We start from the raw sequence: 19114 nt of genomic DNA on the forward strand, positions 1-19114 counted from the left end.
CCGGACCGGCACCCCCTGATCGACTTCCTCGCACCGGAGTATCGCAAAGGACCGAGGAGACCGACATGACCAACCAGGTGCGACGACGCACGTTCCTGCTCGGCGGAGCGACCGCCGGACTGGCCGCGGCCGGTCTCACCACGCCCACCGCTGCCGCCGTGCGGGCGTCGGGCAGCGCGACGATGGCGGCCGGGCCGTTCCAGGTCGTCGCGCTGCTGGACGCCACCGGCCCGTTCTTCCTCCCCGCCGAGGAGGCGTTCAGCGGCGCCACGTCCCGGGACTGGACCGGCGCGAGGCGGGTCGACCCGGACGCCTTCGGTCCGGACGGCACCTGGAACCTGGACTTCCGCTGCTTCGCGATCCGGCTCCCGGCGGGCGGCTTCGCGCTCGTCGACGCCGGGGTGGGACCGGCCGAGAGTCCGGCGTCGGCGTGGGCGCCGGTGCCCGGGCACCTGCTGGAACGCCTGACCGAGACCGGCATCGACCGCGCGGACGTCCGGCTGGTCGTGCTGACACACCTGCATGAGGACCACTTCGGCTGGTCGGTGTCGCCCGACGGGGTGCCGTACTTCCCGAACGCGCGGTACGTGGTGCAGCGGACCGAGATCCGCGCGCTGGAGCAGGCGGGCGACGACGTGGTGCTCCCCTATGTCGTGGACCCGCTGCGCCGGACCGGGCAGCTGGACACCGTCGACGGCGACGTGTGTCTGGCCCGCGGCCGGGGCGGCGCGGTGTCCACGATCCCGACACCCGGGCACACGCCGGGCCACCAGTCCGTCGTGGTGCGCGGACACGGGCGCCGCGTCGTGATCACCGGTGACGTTCTGGTGCACGCCGTGCAGCTGGTGGACCCGGACGTCGGCTACGCCTTCGAGGCCGACCAGGACGTGGCGCGGGGAACCAGACGGAGCCTGCTCGAGGACGCCGAGCGGGGCCGGACGTGGCTGGCGACCGCGCACCTCAGGACCCCGTTCGTCCGCGCGGACGCGTATCCCCGGCACCGCTGAGTGTTCAGGCGCTAGCAGCCGAGGAGTTGGCCGCCGAGGTAGTTCTCCAGCTTGTCGACCGAGATGCGCTGCTGGACCATCGAGTCGCGCTCGCGGACGGTGACCGCGTGGTCGTTGAGGGAGTCGAAGTCGACGGTCACGCAGAACGGGGTGCCGATCTCGTCCTGCCGGCGGTAGCGGCGGCCGATCGCGCCCGCGTCGTCGAAGTCGACGTTCCAGTGGCGGCGCAGCGCGGCCGCGATGTCCCGAGCCTTCGGCGTCAGGTCCGCGTTGCGGGACAACGGGAGCACCGCCACCTTCACCGGAGCCAGCCGCCGGTCCAGGCTCAGCACCGCGCGCTTGTCGACGCCGCCCTTGGCGTTCGGGGCCTCGTCCTCGCGGTACGCGTCGAGCAGGAACGCCATCAGCGGGCGCCCGACGCCGGCGGCCGGCTCGATCACGAACGGGCGGTACCGGGAGCTGGTCGACTGGTCGAAGTACGACAGGTCGACCCCGGAGTGGTTGGCGTGCGTGGTGAGGTCGAAGTCGGTGCGGTTGGCGACACCTTCCAGCTCGCCCCACTCCAGGCCGCCGAACTCGAAGCGGTACTCGATGTCGACCGTGCGCTTCGCGTAGTGCGCGAGCTTCTCGGCCGGGTGCTCGTAGAGGCGCAGGTTCTCCCGGCGGATCCCGAGGTCGGTGTACCAGCGCAGGCGCTCGTCGATCCAGTACTGGTGCCATTCCTCGTCAGAGCCCGGCTCGACGAAGAACTCAAGCTCCATCTGCTCGAACTCCCGGGTGCGGAACACGAAGTTCCCCGGCGTGATCTCGTTGCGGAACGACTTGCCGATCTGCCCGATGCCGAACGGGGGCTTGCGTCTGGACGTCGTCAGCACGTTGAGGAAGTTCACGAAGATGCCCTGCGCGGTCTCCGGCCGCAGGTAGTGCAGGCCCTCGTCGGTCTCAACCGGGCCGAGGTGGGTCCGCAGCATCATGTTGAACTCGCGCGGCGGCGTGTACTCGCCGACCGCCCCGCAGTCCGGGCACGGCACCTCGGCCAGGTCGGCGACCCCGTGCTCCTCGGCGAGCTGGTCGGCCCGGAACCTGCGGTGGCACGCCGTGCACTCGACCAGCGGGTCGTGGAACGCCGTGACGTGCCCCGAGGCCTCCCACACCTGCCTGGGCAGGATCACCGACGAGTCGAGCCCGACGACGTCCTCGCGGCGGTGCACCACCGTCCGCCACCACTCGCGCTTGATGTTGTCCTTGAGCTCGACGCCGAGCGGCCCGTAGTCCCAGGCCGAGCGGGTGCCGCCGTAGATCTCACCGCAGGGGTAGACGAACCCGCGCCGCTTGCACAGGCTGACGACGGTCTCGACGCGATCGGCGGGCATGGGCACTCCAACTGCGGTGCGCTCGGGGCCAGGGCGTTCAATAGGGGCCGCGCCGGACGATCGTGGACCCCAGACAGTGGGCACAGCCGCCACAGCCTAGCCCCAGCCCACGCTCCACGAACGGGCGACAGATTGGGCCGAATGCGCGCGGCTGGCGTTGCGGAATGTAATTTGCAAAGCGTCCGATAGGAGGACAAGTGCCCGGCAGGTCGAACTTCAAGGCCAGGTTGCTCCCTGGCGACGGGCCGCTCGCCAAGGTCACCCCGCTGGTGGTGTTCCTGGTCGTGGCCGGGGTGTTCGCGGCCGGCGTGCTGCTCGGCGGCGGCACCGGCGCGCTACTGCTCGGCGCGCTCGCGGCCGGCGTCGGGGTGCTCTTGGCCGCGACCTGGCCCACGCTGTCCGCCGCGCAGCGGGTGCTGCGAGTCCTGGTCCTGGCGGTGCTGGTGGCGATCGCGATCTCGGTGCTCTGATCGCAGGCACGGACCGAAATACCCGCACGTCGTAGGATGTTGAACACGGTAACCGCTATCGGGAGGAGGTGGACCGTGACCTCGGATGCCGCTCCGTGGACGGCCACCGACCCGCGCGCCACCACCCGGGGCACCGCGCAGGACACGCACGCCGAGGACCATGCCGGGGAGACCGCCGAGCACACCACCGAAGACACCGCCGCGGACACCATCAGGCACACCCCCGGGGACACCATCGAGCACACCACCGAAGACACCATCGAGCACACCACCGAAGACACCGCCGCGGACACCATCAGGCACACCCCCGGGGACACCATCGAGCACACCACCGGAGACACCGCCGGGGACACCATCAGGCACACCGCCGGGGACACCATCGAGCACACCGCCGGGGACACCATCGAGCACACCGCCGGGGACACCGTCGAGCACTCGGTCGAGCACTCGTCCGAGCGGCTTCCGGTCGGCGCGGGGGCGCACCGGCCCAGTGCCGCCATGTCGGCGGCCGGCGACCTGCTGCGCGCGCTGGCCGCGCCGGTGCGCATCGCGATCGTGCTGGAGTTGCGGGAGCACGAGCGGTGCGTGCACGAGCTGGTCGAGGCGCTCGGGGTCGCGCAACCGCTGATCAGCCAGCACCTGCGGGTGCTGAAGTCCGCCGGCGTGGTGCACGGCGAGCGGCACGGCCGCGAGGTGGTCTACCGTCTGGTCGACGAACACCTCGCGCACATCGTGGTGGACGCCGTGGCGCACGTGGAGGAGGCCCGTTGACCAACGACCGTTCGACCCAGACCTCGACCCCGACCGTGCCCGGCCGGCGGTCCACCAAGCAACGCGCGGCGGTGGCTAGCCTGCTCGAGCAGCTCGAGGACTTCCGGTCCGCGCAGGAGCTGCACGAGGAGCTGCGCACCCGAGGCGAGGGCATCGGCCTGACCACCGTCTACCGCACGCTCCAGTCGCTCGCCGACGCCGGCGAGATCGACGTGCTGCGCATCGACAGCGGCGAGGCCGTGTACCGGCGCTGCTCGCAGCACCATCACCACCACCTGGTGTGCCGCGAGTGCGGCCGCACGGTCGAGGTGGAGGGCCCCGCGGTCGAGAAGTGGGCGGAGAAGGTCGCCGCCGAGAACGGGTTCTCCCAGGTCAGCCATACCGTCGAGGTCTTCGGTACCTGCGGGGCCTGCGCCGGTTGAGAGTGCGCTCAGCCGTGGGTGCGGTCACGGCCGAGCGCACACTCCCACCCCCGGTGGGTCTACTCCGCCGGCAGGCCGTTGCGGCCGATCACATCGGCGTACCAGCGGGCGCTCTCCTTCGGCGTCCGCCGCTGTGTCTCGAAATCCACGTGCACCAGGCCGAACCGCTTCGCGTAGCCCTCGGCCCACTCCAGGTTGTCCAGCAGTGACCAGTAGAAGTACCCGCGCAGGTCGACGCCCTGCTGGATCGCGGCCAGCGCCGCGCGCAGGTGACCGTCGAGGAACGCGATCCGGTCGTGGTCGACGACCTCCCCGGACGGGCCGACCACGTCCGGGTACGCGGCACCGTTCTCGGTCACGTACAGCGGCACGGCCGGGTACTCGCGGTGCAGGTGCACCAACAGCTCGGCCAGACCGTCCGGCTGGACCTCCCAGCCCGACTCCGTCACCGGCTGCCCGCTGGACAGGAAGCGCGCGCCCTCCACGCCGACCCACTCGCTCGGGCTGCCGTCGTGCGGGCCGTCCGGCGCCGCGACCAGCAGCGCGCGGTAGTAGTTCACGCCGAGCAGGTCGACCGGGGCGGCGATGATCTCCGGGTCGCCGTGCTGGATCAGCTCCGGCAGGCCGTACGGGGCCAGGTCGGTCAGCACGTCGGCCGGGTAGCCGCCGCGCAGCACCGGGTCCAGGAACAGCCGGTTCTGCAGGCCGTCGACCCGCCGCGCGGTGTCGGTGTCCTCGTCGCTCGTGGACGCGGCGTGCACCGGAAACAGGTTCAGCGTGATCCCGGCCGGCTTCGCCGACGCCGCGCGGATGCGCTCCATCGCCAGGCCGTGCCCCAGCAGCAGGTGGTGCGCCGCGGCGATCGCCGACCGCCCGGAGGTGACGCCCGGCGCGTGCCGGCCGGAACCATAGCCCAGGAACGCCTGGCACCACGGCTCGTTCATCGTCATCCAGCCCGCCACCCGGTCAGCGAGCCGCTCGGCGACCGTGGCCGCGTACTCGGCGAACCGGTACGCCGTCTCCCGCGACGTCCAGCCGCCCTGCTCCTGCAGCGCCTGCGGCAGGTCCCAGTGGTACAGCGTCGCCCACGGCTCGATGCCGGCCTCGAGCAGCCGGTCGACCAGGCGGTCGTAGAAGTCCAGCCCGGCCGGGTTCACCGGGCCGGCGTCCGGGCGCACCCTCGGCCACGCCACCGAGAACCGGTACGCACCGAGCCCCAGCGAGGACATCAGGTCGACGTCCGAGGAGTACCGCCGGTAGTGGTCCGCCGCCGGCTCGCCGGTGTCGCCGTTCACGACCGCGCCGGGGCGGCGGCAGAACGCGTCCCAGGTCGAGTCCGTCCGACCGTCCGCGGTGGTCGATCCCTCGACCTGGAACGACGCGGTCGCCGCGCCCCACACGAAACCGGTGGGAAAGCGAAGCGACACCGATCGTGTCGACTCGGGCAAAACTGACATGGTCACCCCTTCACGGCGCCTTGCATGATCCCGGCCACGATCTGGCGGCCGAGCACGACGAAAACGATCAGGATCGGAATGGTCGCGAGCGTGGTTCCCGCCAGCACCAGCGAATAGTCGATGTAGAACCCGCTCTGCAGCCGCTCCAGCGCCAGCTGAACGGTCGGGTTCTCCGCGTTCAGCACCACCAGCGGCCACAGGAAGTCGTTCCACGACGTCATGAACGTGAACATTCCGAGGAACGCGGCGGCCGGCCGCACGGCCGGGAGGCAGACGTGCCAGTAGACCCGGATCATCGAGCAACCGTCCACTCTGGCCGCTTCGATCAGCTCGTAGGGCACCACCTGCATCGTGTACTGCCGCATCCAGAACACACCGATCGCGGTGACCAGGTTGGGCACGATCACCGCCTGCAGCTCGCCGGTCCAACCGAACTCCGACATCGCCATGTAGAGCGGGATGATGCCGAGCTGGGTGGGCACCGCGAGGGTCGCGACCACGATCAGGAACAGCGTGTTGCGCCCGCGGAAGCGCAGCTTGGCGAAGGCGAACCCGGCCAGCGTGGAGAACAGCACGGTCGTGAACGTCACCGTGCCGGCCACGATCACGCTGTTGCCCAAGGACTTCCAGAACGGCACCGAGTCGAACACCCGCGCCGCGTTGGACAGGAAGTTCCCGCCGGGCAGCAGCGGCGGGATCTGCTCGGTGAGCATGGAGCTGTCCCGGCTGGCGACCAGGAACGACCAGTAGAACGGGAACGCCGAGCCGAGCAGGAACGCGATCAGCAGCCCGTACACCCAGAACCGGGCCCGCCGCGACCCGGTCGCGTCGACCGTGCGCCGCCGCAGCGCCCCGGACATCGCCGTCAGTGCCGTCATCGCCCACCGTCCTCGGTGCCGCTCGACGCCAGTCGCCGGGTGAGCAGGAAGTTGACCAGCGCGATCACGATGATGATCAGGAACAGCACCCAGGCGATCGCCGAGGCGTAGCCGAGGTCGTGGTTGCCGAACGCGGTCTGGTACATGTACAGCGTGATCGTCTGGAACTGGTTGGACGATCCGCCGTTGTTCGAGCCGGGCATGGCGTCGAACAGCTTGGGCTCGGTGAAGATCTGCAGCCCGCCGATGGTCGAGGTGACCACCACGAAGATCAGCGTCGGCCGCAGCAGCGGCAGCGTGACGCTGAAGAACCGGCGCATCGCGCCCGCGCCGTCGATCATCGCGGCCTCGTGGACGTCCTTCGGGATCGCCTTCATCGCGGCCAGCACGATCAGCGCGTTGTAGCCGGTCCACCGCCAGTTGACCATCACCGCGATGGCGACGTGGCTGGCGAACCGGTTGGCCTGCCAGTCGATCGGCTCGAACCCGAGGAACTCCATGACCCCGTTCACCAGCCCGTAGTTGGGCCCGAACAGGTTGGCGAAGATGATGCCGAGCGCGACCAGGCTCGCCACGTACGGCAGCAGCACGCCCACCCGCCAGCCGGTCGGCGCGCGCAGGTGGGTGTTCAGCAGCGCGGCGACCGCGACCGCGACGATGATCTGCGGGACCGTGGACAGCAGGAAGATGCTGATCGTGTTGACCAGCGCGTTCCAGAACTGGGCGTCCCCGAGCAGCGTGGCGTAGTTCGCGAAGCCGACCCAGGTGGACTCGAAGTCCAACAGCTCCCGCTCGAACAGCGACAGGTACGCCGTGTACAGCAGGGGGAAGAGCCCGACCACCCCGAACACGATGAAGAACGGCGCCACGTACAGGTAGGGCGAGAACTTCACGTCCGCCACGCTGAGCCGCTGCCGCCAGGTCAGCCGCGGCGGGCGTGCCGGGGGCGGAGCGGGCGCCGCCCTGCTCGGCGCCCGCCCCGCGTCCGTGTCGACCGAACTGGTCATCAGCCGGCGATCCTCGTGGCGGTGTCCACCGCCTGCTGCCAACCTTCCTCCGGCGACTTGCCCTGCTCGACCGCCTGCAGTGCCGGGCTGGTGGCGTTCTCCTGGATCTCGCCGTCACCGGGGCCCTTGTACTGCGCCTCGGCGACCTTGTTCGCCTGCGCGACGTACAGCTCGCCGATGTTCACACCGCCGAAGTACTCGTTGGTCGTGCCGAGCAGTTCGGGCGAGTCCAGCGCGTCGACCTGGCTGGGGAAGTTGCCGGTGTGCTGGAACGCCTTGATCTGCTGTTCCGGCGCGGTCAGCCAGGCGGCGAGCTTGGCCGCCTCCTCCGGGTGCTGGCTCTGCTTGGGCACCGCGAGGAACGAGCCGCCCCAGTTGCCGCCGCCGCCGGGGAACGCGTCGGTGACCGCCCAGTGGCCGGCGTGCTCCGGACCGGCCTGCTCCTCGATGATGCCGAGCATCCAGGACGGGCAGGTCTTGGTGGCGAACGCGCTCTGCTTGAAGCCGCTGTTCCATTCCGGACCGAACGCGACCAGCTTGGCCGACTGGCCGCGCTCCACGGCCGCGGTCACCTGCTTCCAGTTGTCCCGGATGGCCGTGTTGGACTCCATCATCAGCTGGTCCTGCTCGTTGAAGTAGCCGGTCTCGAGCTGGTTCTGCATGGCGTTGAAGACCTGCGAGGCGGAGTCGAACCACGGCTTGCCGGTGGCCTCCACGTACTGGTCGCCCGCGGCGAAGTAGGACTCCCAGGTCTCGAACAGCGCCTTGACCGCCTCCGGATCCGAGGGCAGGCCGGCGGCCTCGAACAGGTCCTTGCGGTAGCACATGGCGAGCGGCCCGATGTCGGTGCCGTAGCCGATCCAGGTGCCGTCCTTGGCGGTGGCGGTCTCGATCTTCCAGTCCAGCCAGCGGTCCGGCGTGACGTCGGACGGGCCGACCTCGCCGAGGTCGTGGAACAGCTGGGGCTTGTCGAGGACCTTGGGGATGTGCGCCTCCTCGATGGCGACCACGTCCTCGAGGCCCGAGTTGGCGGCGAGCTTGGTGAAGAACTGCTGGTGGTAGGGGCCGCCCTGGCCGGTCTTGTGGTGGGTGATCCGGATGTCCGGGTTGAGCTGCTCGTACTCCTTGAGCAGGTCCTCGTACCCGAACTCGGTGAAGGTTCCGATCGTCAGCTCGATCTTCCCGTCCGCACCGACTCCGCCGGAGTCGTCCCCTCCGCAGGCGGTCAGGCCGACCATCGCGGTGAGCGAGATCGCGCCGGCTAACACCCTTGTCTGCATACGTCGCACGTTCGTCGTCCCTTGTGTCTGGCCGAAATCTGGGAGCGCTCCCAGAACGGGAGTACCGAGTGTGGTCCGAAACACGTACGAGTGTCAAGGAAAACCGCGTTGGCGTTTTCCGGATCGTTAGGGAGCGCTCCCAGAATCAGCCGCTACACTCTGGCCCGTGCCAGCTCGCCCCCAGGAAGAACGCCCCACGTTGGAGGACGTGGCCGCCTATGCCGGCGTGTCCCGCTCGACGGCGTCCCGCGCGCTCAACGACGACGCCTACGTCAGCTCCCGTGCCAAGGAGAAGGTCCTCGGCGCGGCCCGTGAGCTCGGCTACTCCCCCAACCAGGCGGCGCGGTCACTGGTGACCAGACGGACCGGCGCGGTCGCGGTGGTGCTGTCCGAGCCGGAGTCGAAGGTGCTCGACGACCCGTACTTCGCCACCGTCATGCACGGCGCGTACCGGGAGCTGTCCGCGACCGGCGTGCAGATGCTGCTGATGTTCGTGGACAGCCGCGAGGACGTGCCGAGGACCATCCGCTTCCTGGAGGGCGGCCACGTCGACGGGGCGATGGTGTTCGCGCCGCACCAGGGCGACCCGCTGCCGACCGCGTTGCGGCTGCTGCGCCTGCCGGTGGTCTACGGCGGCCGGCCGGGGTCGGTGCGCCGCGGCGTGCACGCGGTCGACTTCGACAACCGCGCCGGCGCGCGGATGGCCGTGCGTCACCTGCTGTCCACCGGCCGGCGCCGGATCGCCACGGTCACCGGGATGCTCGACCACCCGGCCGCCGCGGACCGGCTCGCCGGCTGGCAGGACGCGCTGATCGAGTTCGGCCTCGATCCGGCCGGCCTGTCCGAGGCAGGCGACTTCCTGATGGCGAGCGGCGAACGCGCGATGACGGCGCTGCTGGAGCGGGCGCCGGACCTGGACGGCGTGTTCGCGGCCAGCGACGCGATGGCGGCGGGCGCGATGCGGGCCATCCGCGCCGCCGGCCGCCGCGTGCCCGACGACGTCGGCGTCATCGGCTTCGACGACCAGCCGACCCTCGCACCCGCGATGAACCCGCCGCTGACGTCGGTGCACCAGGACCCGCGCGAGCAGATCCGGCACATGGTGCGCACCCTGATGTCCCTGCTGGCCGGCGACACCGTCCGCCCGGACACCACCGTCCTCCCGGTGACCCTGACGGTCCGCGACTCGGCCTGACGAGGACTAGTGCTCGTACGGGTCCTCGGGTTGGGGGATCGGCTGTACGGAGTGGACGGTCACGGTGGGGACGTAGCCGTTGGCCTTCGTCGGCGAGCCGGGTACCAGTTCGACGACGGCGCGGATCCAGCTGTCGTCGGGGCGGTCGGTCAGGTCGGCGCCGTCGAGCAGGACCTTGATCGGGTAGGCGTCCGCGGCGCAGCAGCTGATCGCGAAGCGGGCGACGTGGGTCTTGTCGCCCTCGTGCACGACGAAGCCGGTCAGCCGGATCCGGCGGCCGTCGAGGGAGTCGGCGGAGTCCCAGGCGGCGCGTTCGACGAACTCCGACAGCGTCAGCGGGAGCACCTCGCCCGGTGGCAGCGCGGGGAACAGCGCCGAACCGTCGTCCTCGGCGGACGCGGCGGCACGCGGCGCGGCGTCGCCGGCACGTTCCACCGAGTCGGAGCCGAGCGCGGGCGGGGCGACCAGGAACACCGCGAGTACCGGTAGCACCAGCAGCCAGGCGCTGCGCGTCGAGTGCTCGTGGTCGGGGTGCTCCACGTGCCGCCGCGCGGTCACGTCCCGGACGATCGAAACCGCCGCCAGCACCAGCATCACCACGCCGCCGGCGATCAGCAGCCACTGGTGCGCCGGCTTGACGTAGCGCAGGTACGCGCCGGTGAACGAGATCTTCAGCAGGGCACCGCCCAGCAGCACCAGCAGCACGTTCTGGGTCTCCCGCCTCACAGGAACACCACCCCCGCCCCGACCGCGCAGCCGACCGCCACCACGAACGTCAACGGCGCGAACCGGAGCGCGAACCGACGGCCGAGCGTGCCGGCCTGCAGAACGAACAGCTTCACGTCGATCGCCGGCCCCACCACCAAGAACACCAGCCTCGGCAGCAGCGGCAGCGCGGACAGCGACGCGGCGACGAACGCGTCCGCCTCGCTGCACAGCGCCAGCAGCACCGCGAGCACCGCCATCACCACGATCCCGAGCACCACCTGGTCGCCGAGCGTGTCCAGCCACGAGCGCGGCACCGCGACGTTCAGCACCGCCGCCGCCAGGCCGCCGACCACCAGGAAGCCGCCGGCGTCGACCAGGTCCTGCCGCGCGGTCTCGGCGAACATCGCCCACCGGGAGTGGCCCCCGGCCGGCGGCGGCACCCGGCGGGTGACCCGGGACGCGAACCACTCGCCGCGCCCGAACCGCGCCCAGAGCCAGCCCATCACCAGCGCGGTCGCCATCGAACCGGCGAACCGGGCGAGCACCATCATCGGCTCGCCGGGGAACGCGACCGCGGTCGCCACCAACACGATCGGGTTCACGGCGGGCGCCGCGAGCAGGAACGTCAGCGCGACCGACGCCGGCACCTCCCGCTGCATGAGCCGGCGCGCCACCGGCACCGCCGCGCACTCGCAGTTCGGCAGCGCCACCCCGGCCACCCCGGCGACCGGAACGGCCAGCGCGGGCCGGCGCGGCAGCACCCGGCGCAGCGCGTCGGCCGACACGAACGCCGCGATCGCGCCGCTCACCAGCACCCCGAACACCAGGAACGGCAGCGCCTGCACACAGACCGCGACGAAGATCGTGGCCCCGGTCCGCAGCGCGGGCGCGTCGAGCACCGAGGTGATCCACCCCTGGGCGACCAGCGCGACCAGGAGCAGCACACAGAGCACCTCCAGCGAGGTGACCCGGCGCCGCCGCGGCGGCGCCTCGGTCGCCGCGTCCGGCGGTGCCTCGACCGTCACTGGCGCGGGGCCTCGTCGAGCAGTTCGGCGCGCAGCTGGGAGGCGGTGGACACGACCAGCATCAGCAGCGTGCCCAGCGCGGTCGCGGAGATCCCGTCGGCCGGGAAGGCGTAGCGCAGCGTCACGTCCATGCCCTTGTCGGTGTGCACGACGCCGAGCGTGCCGAACAGGCCGTCACCGGCCCGCTCGGCCGCGGACGCCGCGAGCTTCGGGTCGTCGGGCAGGTCCCAGGCGACCACACAGGTCAGGCTGAGCACGGTCAGGCCCTCGGCGAGCTGCATGGCCTGCACCGCGCACGGCACGTCGACGTGCCGGAAGCTCAGCGCGCCGTCGTCGTCCACGTGCACGTCGTGGAACGCCTCCAGCGCGGTGCGGGCCTTGGTGAGCAGGTCGGCGGTGGTCAACGCCTCCTGTTCGGTCATGGGGTCTCTCCCTCGATGGAGTCGACGGCACCACCGAAGCGCCGGTCGCGGCGGGCGTACTGCTCGCACGCGCGCCACAGGTCGCGCCGGTCGAAGTCCGGCCACAGGATGTCCTGGAACACCAGCTCAGCGTAGGCGGACTGCCACAGCATGAAGTTGGAGGTCCGCTGCTCGCCGGACGGGCGGATGAACAGGTCCACGTCCGGCATCTCCGGCTGGTACAGGTACCGGGCGATCGTCCGCTGGTCGACCTTCTCCGGGTTGATCTTCCCCTCGGCGGCGAGCCGGGCGATCTCCCGGGCCGCGTCGCCGATCTCGGCCCGGCCGCCGTAGTTGATGCACATGGCGAGGTTCAGCACGTCGTTGCCGGCGGTGCGGCGCTGCGCGGACTCCAGCTCGGCGATCACGCTGCGCCACAGCCGGGGCCGGCGGCCCGCCCAGCGGACCCGCACGCCCATCGCGTCCAGCTCGTCGGTGCGGTGCCGGATGACGTCGCGGGAGAAGCCCATGAGGAAGCGGACCTCCTCGGGGCTGCGGCGCCAGTTCTCGGTGGAGAACGCGTACAGCGACAGCCACTTCACGCCCAGCTCGATGCACCCGCGGGCCGCCTCGACGACGACGGCCTCGCCGCGCTTGTGCCCCTCGATCCTGGTCAGCCCGCGCTGGTTGGCCCACCGCCCGTTGCCGTCCATCACGATGGCCACGTGCCGGGGCACGAACTCGGCGGGGATGCGCGGAGGTCGCGCGCCGGACGGGTGCGGTTCCGGCGGGTCGACGGTCGTCCGTGCGCGGGGGGTGGTGCTCGCTCGTCGCCGAAGCAACATTCACTCCTTCGGGGGGTCCTGTCGCGACCCTACTGACCGCTCGGCACGCCCTTGCGGTCCACCAGCGGCAGCGAGCGGAGCTGACGCTCGAGGTGCCACTGGAGCAGGGCGGCGATCAGTCCGCTGCCCTCGCGGCGGGCGTTGGGGGAGGCCGCCTCGGCGACGTCCCAGGTGCCCGACGCGAGCGCGTCCATCAGTACGAGGGTGTCCTGGGCGGGGATCGCGGCACCGGCCGGGCGGCAGCGCGGGCAGACCGAGCCGCCGGCGGGCACGGAGAACGACCGGTGCGGGCCGGGCTCGTTGCACCGCGCGCACTCACGGACGGCGGGCGCCCAGCCGGCGAAGGCCATCGCCCGCAGCAGGAACGCGTCGAGGACCAGGGAGGAGTCGCGCTGCCCGTCGGCCAGTGCCCGCAACGCGCCGGTGACCAGCAGGTAGAGCCGAAGAACGGGCTCGCCCTCCTCCGCGGAGAGCCGATCGGCGGTCTCCAGCACGGCGCAGCCGGCGGTGTAGCGCTGGTAGTCGGACATGATGCCGGCGCCGAACGCGTCGAGGGTCTGTACCTGGGTGATGATGTCGAGCGTGCGCCCGGTGTAGAACTGCACGTCGACGTGCGCGAACGGCTCCACCCGGGCACCGAACCGGGAGGTGGTCCGGCGCACGCCCTTCGCCACCGCCCGCACCTTCCCGTGCTTGCGGGTGACGAGCGTGATGATCCGGTCGGCCTCGCCGAGCTTCTGCACGCGCAGCACCACACCGGTGTCGCGGTAGAGGCTCACCGCCCCATGGTCTCATCCCCCACCGACGGTTTCGGCGCTGGACCGTTCCTCGCCGGCGGCGAACACGTCAGAAGCCGAGGCGGCGGAGCTGCTTCGGGTCGCGCTGCCAGTCCTTGGCGATCTTGACGTGCAGGTGCAGGTAGATCTTGCTGCCGAGCAGGGCGGCGATCTGCCGGCGGGCGGTCGAGCCGACCGTGCGCAGGCGCTCCCCCTTGTGGCCCAGCACGATGCCTTTCTGGCTGTCGCGCTCGACATACAGGTTGGCGTAGACGTCCAGCAGGTCGTCGCGGTCCTCGCGGGGGAGGATCTCCTCGACGGTGACCGCGATCGAGTGCGGGAGCTCGTCGCGGACGCCCTCCAGGGCGGCCTCGCGGATCAGCTCGGCGATCAGGGTCGCCTCCGGCTCGTCGGTCAGCTCGCCGTCGGGGTAGAGCTGGGGGCCCTCGGGCAGGCGGGAGACCAGGACGTCGGCCAGCTGGTCCACCTGGAAGCCGTCGACGGCCGACACCGGGATCAGGTCGGCGAACTCCAGTACCTCCTGCAGCGCCACCAGCTGGTCGGCGACCTGCTGCCGCGACGCCACATCGGTCTTGGTCACGATGCCGACGACCGGCGTGTGCCGCGCCAGCTTCACCAGCTCGGCGGCGATGAACCGGTCCCCCGGCCCGATCTTCTCGTTCGCCGGCACGCAGAAGCCGATCACGTCCACCTCGGACCAGGTGGCCCGGACCACGTCGTTGAGCCGCTGCCCGAGCAGCGTGCGCGGGCGGTGCAGGCCGGGGGTGTCGACGATGATCAGCTGGGCGTCCTCGCGGGCGACGATGCCGCGGATGGCGTGCCGGGTCGTCTGCGGCTTGCTCGACGTGATCGCGACCTTCGCGCCGACGAGCGTGTTCGTCAGCGTGGACTTCCCGGTGTTGGGCCGCCCGACGAAGCAGGCGAAGCCAGAGCGGTGGGGAACGTCCGGTGTGGTCACCCGCTCATTGTCGCCCTCGGTCAGTGCAGCGCACCGGACGGGTCGGCGTGCAGCACCGGCGCGTCCGCGGTCAGGTCGGCGACCGCGGCCAGCGACGCGGGGTCGAGCTTCTGCTCGTCGGTCACCACCACCGCCGCCTCCAGCCCCTCGACGCCGGACGACACCGCGGCCGCGACCGCCGCCTGCAACGCCGTGAGCGACAGCGACGGCAGCGCCACCGTCGCCGCCACGTACGTCCGGCCGTCCAGGTCACGCACCGCCGCCCCCTCGACGGCACCGGTCCGCGCCCTCGCCGACCTGGCCAGGGTGATCAGCTTCGCGTCCTCGGGGTCCAGGTCAGGCACGCTCCACGCTCCTCTCGTCCTCGCCGTCGGCGGTCTCGGTCGTGGCGACGGCGGCGGGCACGGCCCGCGCCACCACCGACGTGATGCGCATCCGGCCTCGGTTGTCCTTGCCGCCCTCGGCCCGCAGCCGCAGGCCCGCGATCTCGGCCTCGGTGCCCGGCAGCGGTACCCGGCCGAGCCGCTGGGCCAGCAGGCCTCCGACGGTCTCCACGTCGTGCTCCCCCAGCTCGGTGCCGAACAGCTCGCCGAGGTCGGCGACCGGCAGCCGGGAGCTGACCCGCACCGCGCCGTCGTCGAGGTGCTCGACCGGCGGGCGGTCCTCGGTGTCGGACTCGTCGGTGATCTCGCCGACGATCTCCTCCAGGATGTCCTCGATGGTCAGCAGCCCGGCGGTGCCGCCGTACTCGTCGACCGCGACGGCCAGGTGGTTGCGGGATAGCTGCATCTCGCGCAGCAGGTCGTCGAGGCGCTTGGTGTCCGGCACGAACGTGGCCTCGCCCATCAGCTCGCCGACCCGGCGCTGCAGGTCGCCGCCCCGCGCGTCCAGGGCGACCTTCACCAGCTCCTTGAGGTTCACCACGCCGACGATCTCGTCGACCGACTCGCCGATCACCGGCAGCCGGGTGTAGCCGGTGCGCAGGGACAGCGCGAGCGCCTGCCGGACGGACTTGGTCTGCTCGATCCACACCATCTCGGTCCGCGGCACCATCACCTCGCGGGCGATCGTGCCGCGCAGCTCGAACACCGAGTGGATCATCTCGCGCTCGCCCTCGTCGACGACGCCGCTCTCCTGCGCCAGGTCGACCAGCTCGCGCAGCTCCACCTCGGAGGAGAACGGCCCCTGCCGGAACCCGCGACCGGGCGTGATCGCGTTACCGACGACGATCAGGAACCGGGACAGCGGCCCCAGCACGGTCCCGAGCGCCCGCACCGGCCCGGCCGCGATCAGCCCGACGGCGTAGGGGTGCTGGCGGCCCAGGGTGCGCGGCCCGACGCCGACCAGCACGTAGGACACGACGAGCATGCCGACCGCGGCGACCAGCCCGGCGATCCAGCCGCGCTCGATGAGCTGCATGCAGGCGACGGTGACGATGACGGTGGCGGCCAGCTCGCAGCCCAGCCGGAGCAGCAGCAGGAGGTTGATGTGCCGGGGCCGGTCGGACACCACCGCGATCAGCTGTCTGGCGCCCGCGCGGCCGGTGCGCAGCAGGCCCTCGACGCGGGCGCGGGACACCGCGGACAGGGCCGCGTCGGCGCACGCGAACAGACCGGCGGCCACCACGAGCAGCACTGCGATCACCAGTAAGCCCGCCGAGTCCGACACCGCTTCCCCCCGCTTACTCGTCCGGCTGTTTGTCCTGCTCGGGCGCGGTGAGCCCGACGGCACCGAGCAGCTTGTCGTCCTCGCGGCGCTGCGCGGCCCGGCGCTCCGCGGCGGCGCGTTCGGTCCTGAAGTCGGCCAGGATCCGCTTCTGCAGGGTGAACATCTCGCGTTCCTCGGCCTGTTCGGCGTGGTCGTAGCCGAGCAGGTGCAGCACGCCGTGGACGGTCAGCAGGTGCAGCTCGTCCATCAGGCTGTGGCCGGCCTTGTGCGCCTGGTCGCGGGCGAACCGCGGGCACAGCACCAGGTCACCGAGCAGGGTTGGCCCGAGGTCCGGGGCGTCGGGCCTGCGGGCCGAGTCGAGCTCGTCCATCGGGAAGGCCATGACGTCGGTCGGCCCGGGGAGGTCGAGGTAGCGCTCGTGCAGGTCGGCCATCACGTCCAGCCCGACGAGCATGACCGACAGCTCGGCGAGCCGGCTGACCCGCATCCGGTCCAGCGCGAACCGCGCGGCGGCGACGATCGACGGCTCGTCGACCACCACGCCCGACTCGTTGGCGATCTCGATACTCACGTCGCCCCCTCGCGGGCTCGGTCGCGCCGCTCGCGGTCGCCCTGTGACATTGGTTCGCTCGCAAGCTCACTCACGTGTCGTCAGCGTCCCCGTCGCGCCTGCCCGCGTGGACCCTGGTGCCGCACGGTGCTCTCCTCGGCGTCCTGGGTGGCCTGCCAGCGGTCGTAGGCGTCCACGATGTCGCCGACCAGCTTGTGCCGCACGACGTCGTTGCTGCTCAGCACGGAGAAGTGCACGTCGTCGACGCCTTCGAGGATGCCCTGTACGACCTTGAGCCCGCTCTTCTGGCCGCCCGGCAGGTCGACCTGCGTGACATCCCCGGTGACCACGATCTTGGACCCGAACCCGAGCCGGGTCAGGAACATCTTCATCTGCTCCGGCGAGGTGTTCTGCGCCTCGTCGAGGATGATGAAGGCGTCGTTGAGCGTGTTGTGGGTCAGCAGGTAGTCCTCGGTGACGTACAGCGAGTCCTCGGCAGCCACTTGGATGCAGACGGCTTCCTCGGTGCCGGCGGGGTCGATGCGGTCGATGAACCGCATCGGGCGACCGCTGCCGGTGGCGTTGTACTTGTCGCGCTTCCGGCGCAGTCGGAACGGTTCGACTCCTGCCGGCAACCGGATGTCGACGACGTGGCTGTCGTGCCGGTAGGGCACGTCGCGCCCCTTCGCCCGCCCCGGGCGCCGGGCGTCCTTGAGCCGGGTGTGGGTGTAGGCCACTCCGCCCAGCGAGCGCACCAGGGTGACCACGTCGTCCCTGAGCCGCGGCGAGGTCGTCCCGTACTGAACTCGGCAGGTCCGGCCGCGTTGGGTGACCGGACCACCGTCGGAGTCCAGCAGGCCTTGGAGCACGGCGAGGCGGACCTCCGCCGCGTTGTTCAGGTACTCCTCCGGAACGAACTTCGAGTTCGACCTGGAACCGCAGAGCCCGAGTCGGCGCATCACCTCGGTGATCGGGTTCGCGATCGTCACCGTGTCGCCTGGCTGACGAACCCGATTCAACACGTAGTCCGGCCCGGACTTCCACCGAGCCTGAATGCCGGGCACCAGGCTCTCCAGCACCTCCGCCAGCTCGGGGTCCTCGGTCGCGAAGCCCGGGGTGGTCGAGCCGGTCAGGCAGCCGTCGCCGAGGAGGAGGCCGAGGGCGTATGGGTCGAGGGGGACCTCGCGTTCCGGCAACGCCACGGGCTTGCTCAGCAGGGGAAGCTCGTAGTTCCGGTAGTGGGCGGTGCGTAGCTTGCCCACCATCTCCTTGGTCTCCACCACACGCCACGGCCTCGACCGCGCACGGTCGTACTGGTTCTTGACCGCCCAGAGGTGGTCTTCCGAGCAGAGCGTGGACGCGCCGTCCTGGGTGGTGACGCGGTAGATCTTCTTCGGCCCCTGCGGGTAAACGCCGAGGACCGGGGTGGGCTCGCCGTTGGAGCCGACCACCAGGTCGCCGACCTCGAGCTCGCCGATCGGGCGGAAGCCGGACGGGGTGAGGACCTTGGTGTGCACCGGCTGCGCGCGACCCCGCATGTACGCGAGTGGGGCAACTTCGATCGTGCCGGCCTGCATGAGGCGGGGGATCGACTCGGGGTCGACCATGTCGTGCAGGGCGTCGTAGAGGGGGCGCAGGTAGGGGTCGATCTTCTCGTAGAGGGTGCCAGGGAGGAAGCCGAGGCGTTCGCCCGCCTCGACGGCGGGGCGGGTGAGGATGATGCGGTTGACCTGCTTGGCCTGCAGGGCCTGCACGGCCTTGGCCATCGCGAGGTAGGTCTTGCCGGTGCCGGCCGGGCCGATGCAGAAGACGACCGTGTGCTGGTCGATCGCGTCGACGTAGCGCTTCTGGTTGAGCGTCTTCGGGCGGATGGTGCGGCCGCGGCGGGAGACGATGTCGAGGCTGAGCACCTCGGCGGGCGACTCGGCGGCGCCGGCGGACAGCATGGCGACCGTGCGGCGGACGGCGTCCGGCCCGAGCTGCTGGCCCTTGCCGGCGAGGGTCACCAGTTCGGCGAACACGCGCTCGGCGAAGGCCACGTCGGCGGGTTCACCGGAAAGGGTGACCTCGTTGCCTCGGACGTGGATGTCGGCGTCGAGCAGGTCCTCGGCGACCCGGAGGTTCTCGTCGCGGGAGCCGAGCAGGGCGAGGACCGCCTGGTCGGGGACGACGAACCGGGACTGGGCCGGCGTTCCGAGCGAGCCCGCCTCGGCCGGGCCGTTGGTCGACTGTGCAGAAGTCTGGGGCGCGTCGCCCCGTGCGGTACCGGTCACGTGCTTTCGGTCCTGCCTTCTGCGCTGGT

19 protein-coding genes and 3 pseudogenes are annotated in these 19114 nt (G+C 71.2%); 5 read left to right on the forward strand and 17 right to left on the reverse strand.

What is annotated here, in order from left to right:
- Window positions 1–65: 65 nt before the first annotated feature.
- Window positions 66–1007: an MBL fold metallo-hydrolase gene (locus JT362_RS17575; protein ID WP_260192310.1), complete on the forward strand. Its 942-nt coding sequence runs from the start codon at window positions 66–68 to the stop codon at window positions 1005–1007.
- 11 nt (window positions 1008–1018) lie between these two features.
- Here JT362_RS17575 and JT362_RS17580 read toward each other — a convergent pair whose 3' ends face one another.
- On the reverse strand, window positions 1019–2380 hold the full coding sequence (locus tag JT362_RS17580) for a glycine--tRNA ligase (RefSeq protein ID WP_260192312.1): 1362 nt from the start codon (window positions 2378–2380) through the stop codon (window positions 1019–1021).
- A 197-nt stretch (window positions 2381–2577) separates the two neighbouring features.
- Here JT362_RS17580 and JT362_RS17585 point away from each other — a divergent pair, with 197 nt between their 5' ends.
- The 3 genes from JT362_RS17585 to JT362_RS17595 all read left to right on the forward strand — a co-directional run bounded on the left by JT362_RS17585 (window position 2578) and on the right by JT362_RS17595 (window position 4043).
- Window positions 2578–2850 (forward strand): DUF6703 family protein, encoded by a 273-nt coding sequence (locus tag JT362_RS17585; protein WP_260192313.1) that lies wholly within the window; start codon window positions 2578–2580, stop codon window positions 2848–2850.
- A gap of 402 nt (window positions 2851–3252) precedes the next feature.
- The gene (locus JT362_RS17590) at window positions 3253–3621 is read left to right on the forward strand and encodes an ArsR/SmtB family transcription factor (protein ID WP_375546520.1); all 369 of its coding nucleotides are present in this window, start codon (window positions 3253–3255) and stop codon (window positions 3619–3621) included.
- Entirely contained in the window at window positions 3618–4043 is a 426-nt protein-coding gene (locus JT362_RS17595) for a Fur family transcriptional regulator (protein ID WP_311202724.1), read from the forward strand. Before JT362_RS17590 ends, JT362_RS17595 begins: the two co-directional genes overlap by 4 nt.
- 59 nt (window positions 4044–4102) lie before the next feature.
- Here JT362_RS17595 and JT362_RS17600 read toward each other — a convergent pair whose 3' ends face one another.
- The 4 genes from JT362_RS17600 to JT362_RS17615 are packed head-to-tail and all read right to left on the reverse strand — an operon-like array spanning window position 4103 to window position 8665.
- Complete coding sequence (locus JT362_RS17600) at window positions 4103–5500, reverse strand: GH1 family beta-glucosidase (protein WP_260192314.1); 1398 nt, start codon at window positions 5498–5500, stop codon at window positions 4103–4105.
- Window positions 5501–5502: 2 nt separating this feature from the next.
- Window positions 5503–6360 carry a carbohydrate ABC transporter permease gene (locus tag JT362_RS17605; protein ID WP_260192640.1) on the reverse strand — a complete coding sequence of 286 codons (858 nt, stop codon included), beginning with the start codon at window positions 6358–6360 and terminating at the stop codon, window positions 5503–5505.
- Window positions 6361–6374: 14 nt separating this feature from the next.
- Window positions 6375–7385, reverse strand: coding sequence for a carbohydrate ABC transporter permease (locus JT362_RS17610; protein WP_260192316.1), 1011 nt, complete (start codon window positions 7383–7385; stop codon window positions 6375–6377).
- Window positions 7385–8665 (reverse strand): ABC transporter substrate-binding protein, encoded by a 1281-nt coding sequence (locus JT362_RS17615; protein ID WP_260192317.1) that lies wholly within the window; start codon window positions 8663–8665, stop codon window positions 7385–7387. Before JT362_RS17615 ends, JT362_RS17610 begins: the two co-directional genes overlap by 1 nt.
- Before the next feature lie 166 nt (window positions 8666–8831).
- Between JT362_RS17615 and JT362_RS17620 the strand changes: the two genes are divergently transcribed.
- Window positions 8832–9860: a LacI family DNA-binding transcriptional regulator gene (locus tag JT362_RS17620; RefSeq protein WP_260192318.1), complete on the forward strand. Its 1029-nt coding sequence runs from the start codon at window positions 8832–8834 to the stop codon at window positions 9858–9860.
- Window positions 9861–9866: 6 nt separating this feature from the next.
- Here the strand turns inward: JT362_RS17620 and JT362_RS17625 are convergent, their stop codons facing one another.
- The 12 genes and pseudogenes from JT362_RS17625 to JT362_RS17680 form a co-directional block, all read right to left on the reverse strand.
- Window positions 9867–10586, reverse strand: a complete 720-nt coding sequence (locus JT362_RS17625; RefSeq protein ID WP_260192319.1) for a TIGR03943 family putative permease subunit — start codon at window positions 10584–10586, stop codon at window positions 9867–9869.
- Window positions 10583–11593, reverse strand: a complete 1011-nt coding sequence (locus JT362_RS17630; protein WP_260192320.1) for a permease — start codon at window positions 11591–11593, stop codon at window positions 10583–10585. Before JT362_RS17630 ends, JT362_RS17625 begins: the two co-directional genes overlap by 4 nt.
- Complete coding sequence (locus JT362_RS17635) at window positions 11590–12015, reverse strand: YbjN domain-containing protein (RefSeq protein ID WP_260192321.1); 426 nt, start codon at window positions 12013–12015, stop codon at window positions 11590–11592. Before JT362_RS17635 ends, JT362_RS17630 begins: the two co-directional genes overlap by 4 nt.
- Window positions 12012–12839: an isoprenyl transferase gene (locus tag JT362_RS17640; protein WP_260192323.1), complete on the reverse strand. Its 828-nt coding sequence runs from the start codon at window positions 12837–12839 to the stop codon at window positions 12012–12014. Before JT362_RS17640 ends, JT362_RS17635 begins: the two co-directional genes overlap by 4 nt.
- A 29-nt stretch (window positions 12840–12868) precedes the next feature.
- Window positions 12869–13618 (reverse strand): DNA repair protein RecO, encoded by a 750-nt coding sequence (recO, locus tag JT362_RS17645; RefSeq protein WP_260192324.1) that lies wholly within the window; start codon window positions 13616–13618, stop codon window positions 12869–12871.
- A 67-nt stretch (window positions 13619–13685) separates the two neighbouring features.
- Window positions 13686–14594, reverse strand: coding sequence for a GTPase Era (gene era / locus JT362_RS17650; protein WP_260192325.1), 909 nt, complete (start codon window positions 14592–14594; stop codon window positions 13686–13688).
- A gap of 20 nt (window positions 14595–14614) precedes the next feature.
- A complete protein-coding gene (locus tag JT362_RS17655; RefSeq protein WP_260192327.1) occupies window positions 14615–14938 on the reverse strand; it encodes a cytidine deaminase-like protein in 324 nt (107 codons plus the stop codon).
- On the reverse strand, window positions 14931–16262 hold the full coding sequence (locus tag JT362_RS17660; protein ID WP_260192328.1) for a hemolysin family protein: 1332 nt from the start codon (window positions 16260–16262) through the stop codon (window positions 14931–14933). Before JT362_RS17660 ends, JT362_RS17655 begins: the two co-directional genes overlap by 8 nt.
- Window positions 16263–16275: 13 nt before the next feature.
- Window positions 16276–16833: an rRNA maturation RNase YbeY gene (gene ybeY, locus JT362_RS17665; RefSeq protein ID WP_260192330.1), complete on the reverse strand. Its 558-nt coding sequence runs from the start codon at window positions 16831–16833 to the stop codon at window positions 16276–16278.
- A gap of 80 nt (window positions 16834–16913) precedes the next feature.
- Window positions 16914–17261 (reverse strand): annotated as a pseudogene (locus JT362_RS17670) (PhoH family protein); the annotation flags it as partial.
- A gap of 267 nt (window positions 17262–17528) precedes the next feature.
- Window positions 17529–18350 (reverse strand): annotated as a pseudogene (locus JT362_RS35420) (LAGLIDADG family homing endonuclease); the annotation flags it as partial.
- Window positions 18339–19085 (reverse strand): annotated as a pseudogene (locus JT362_RS17680) (PhoH family protein); the annotation flags it as partial. The pseudogenes JT362_RS17680 and JT362_RS35420, both read right to left, overlap by 12 nt.
- Between the last annotated feature and the right edge of the window lie 29 nt (window positions 19086–19114).

Origin of the sequence: Actinophytocola gossypii (assembly GCF_025165815.1) — a bacterium.
GTDB lineage: Bacteria > Actinomycetota > Actinomycetes > Mycobacteriales > Pseudonocardiaceae > Actinophytocola > Actinophytocola gossypii.

Coding starts and splice junctions, on each gene's coding strand:
- JT362_RS17575 (WP_260192310.1), top strand. CDS start 66: ATGACCAACCAGGTGCGACGACGCACGTTCCTGCTCGGCGGAGCGACC.
- JT362_RS17580 (WP_260192312.1), bottom strand. CDS start 2,380: ATGCCCGCCGATCGCGTCGAGACCGTCGTCAGCCTGTGCAAGCGGCGC.
- JT362_RS17600 (WP_260192314.1), bottom strand. CDS start 5,500: ATGTCAGTTTTGCCCGAGTCGACACGATCGGTGTCGCTTCGCTTTCCC.
- JT362_RS17605 (WP_260192640.1), bottom strand. CDS start 6,360: ATGTCCGGGGCGCTGCGGCGGCGCACGGTCGACGCGACCGGGTCGCGG.
- JT362_RS17610 (WP_260192316.1), bottom strand. CDS start 7,385: ATGACCAGTTCGGTCGACACGGACGCGGGGCGGGCGCCGAGCAGGGCG.
- JT362_RS17615 (WP_260192317.1), bottom strand. CDS start 8,665: ATGCAGACAAGGGTGTTAGCCGGCGCGATCTCGCTCACCGCGATGGTC.
- JT362_RS17635 (WP_260192321.1), bottom strand. CDS start 12,015: ATGACCGAACAGGAGGCGTTGACCACCGCCGACCTGCTCACCAAGGCC.
- JT362_RS17640 (WP_260192323.1), bottom strand. CDS start 12,839: ATGTTGCTTCGGCGACGAGCGAGCACCACCCCCCGCGCACGGACGACC.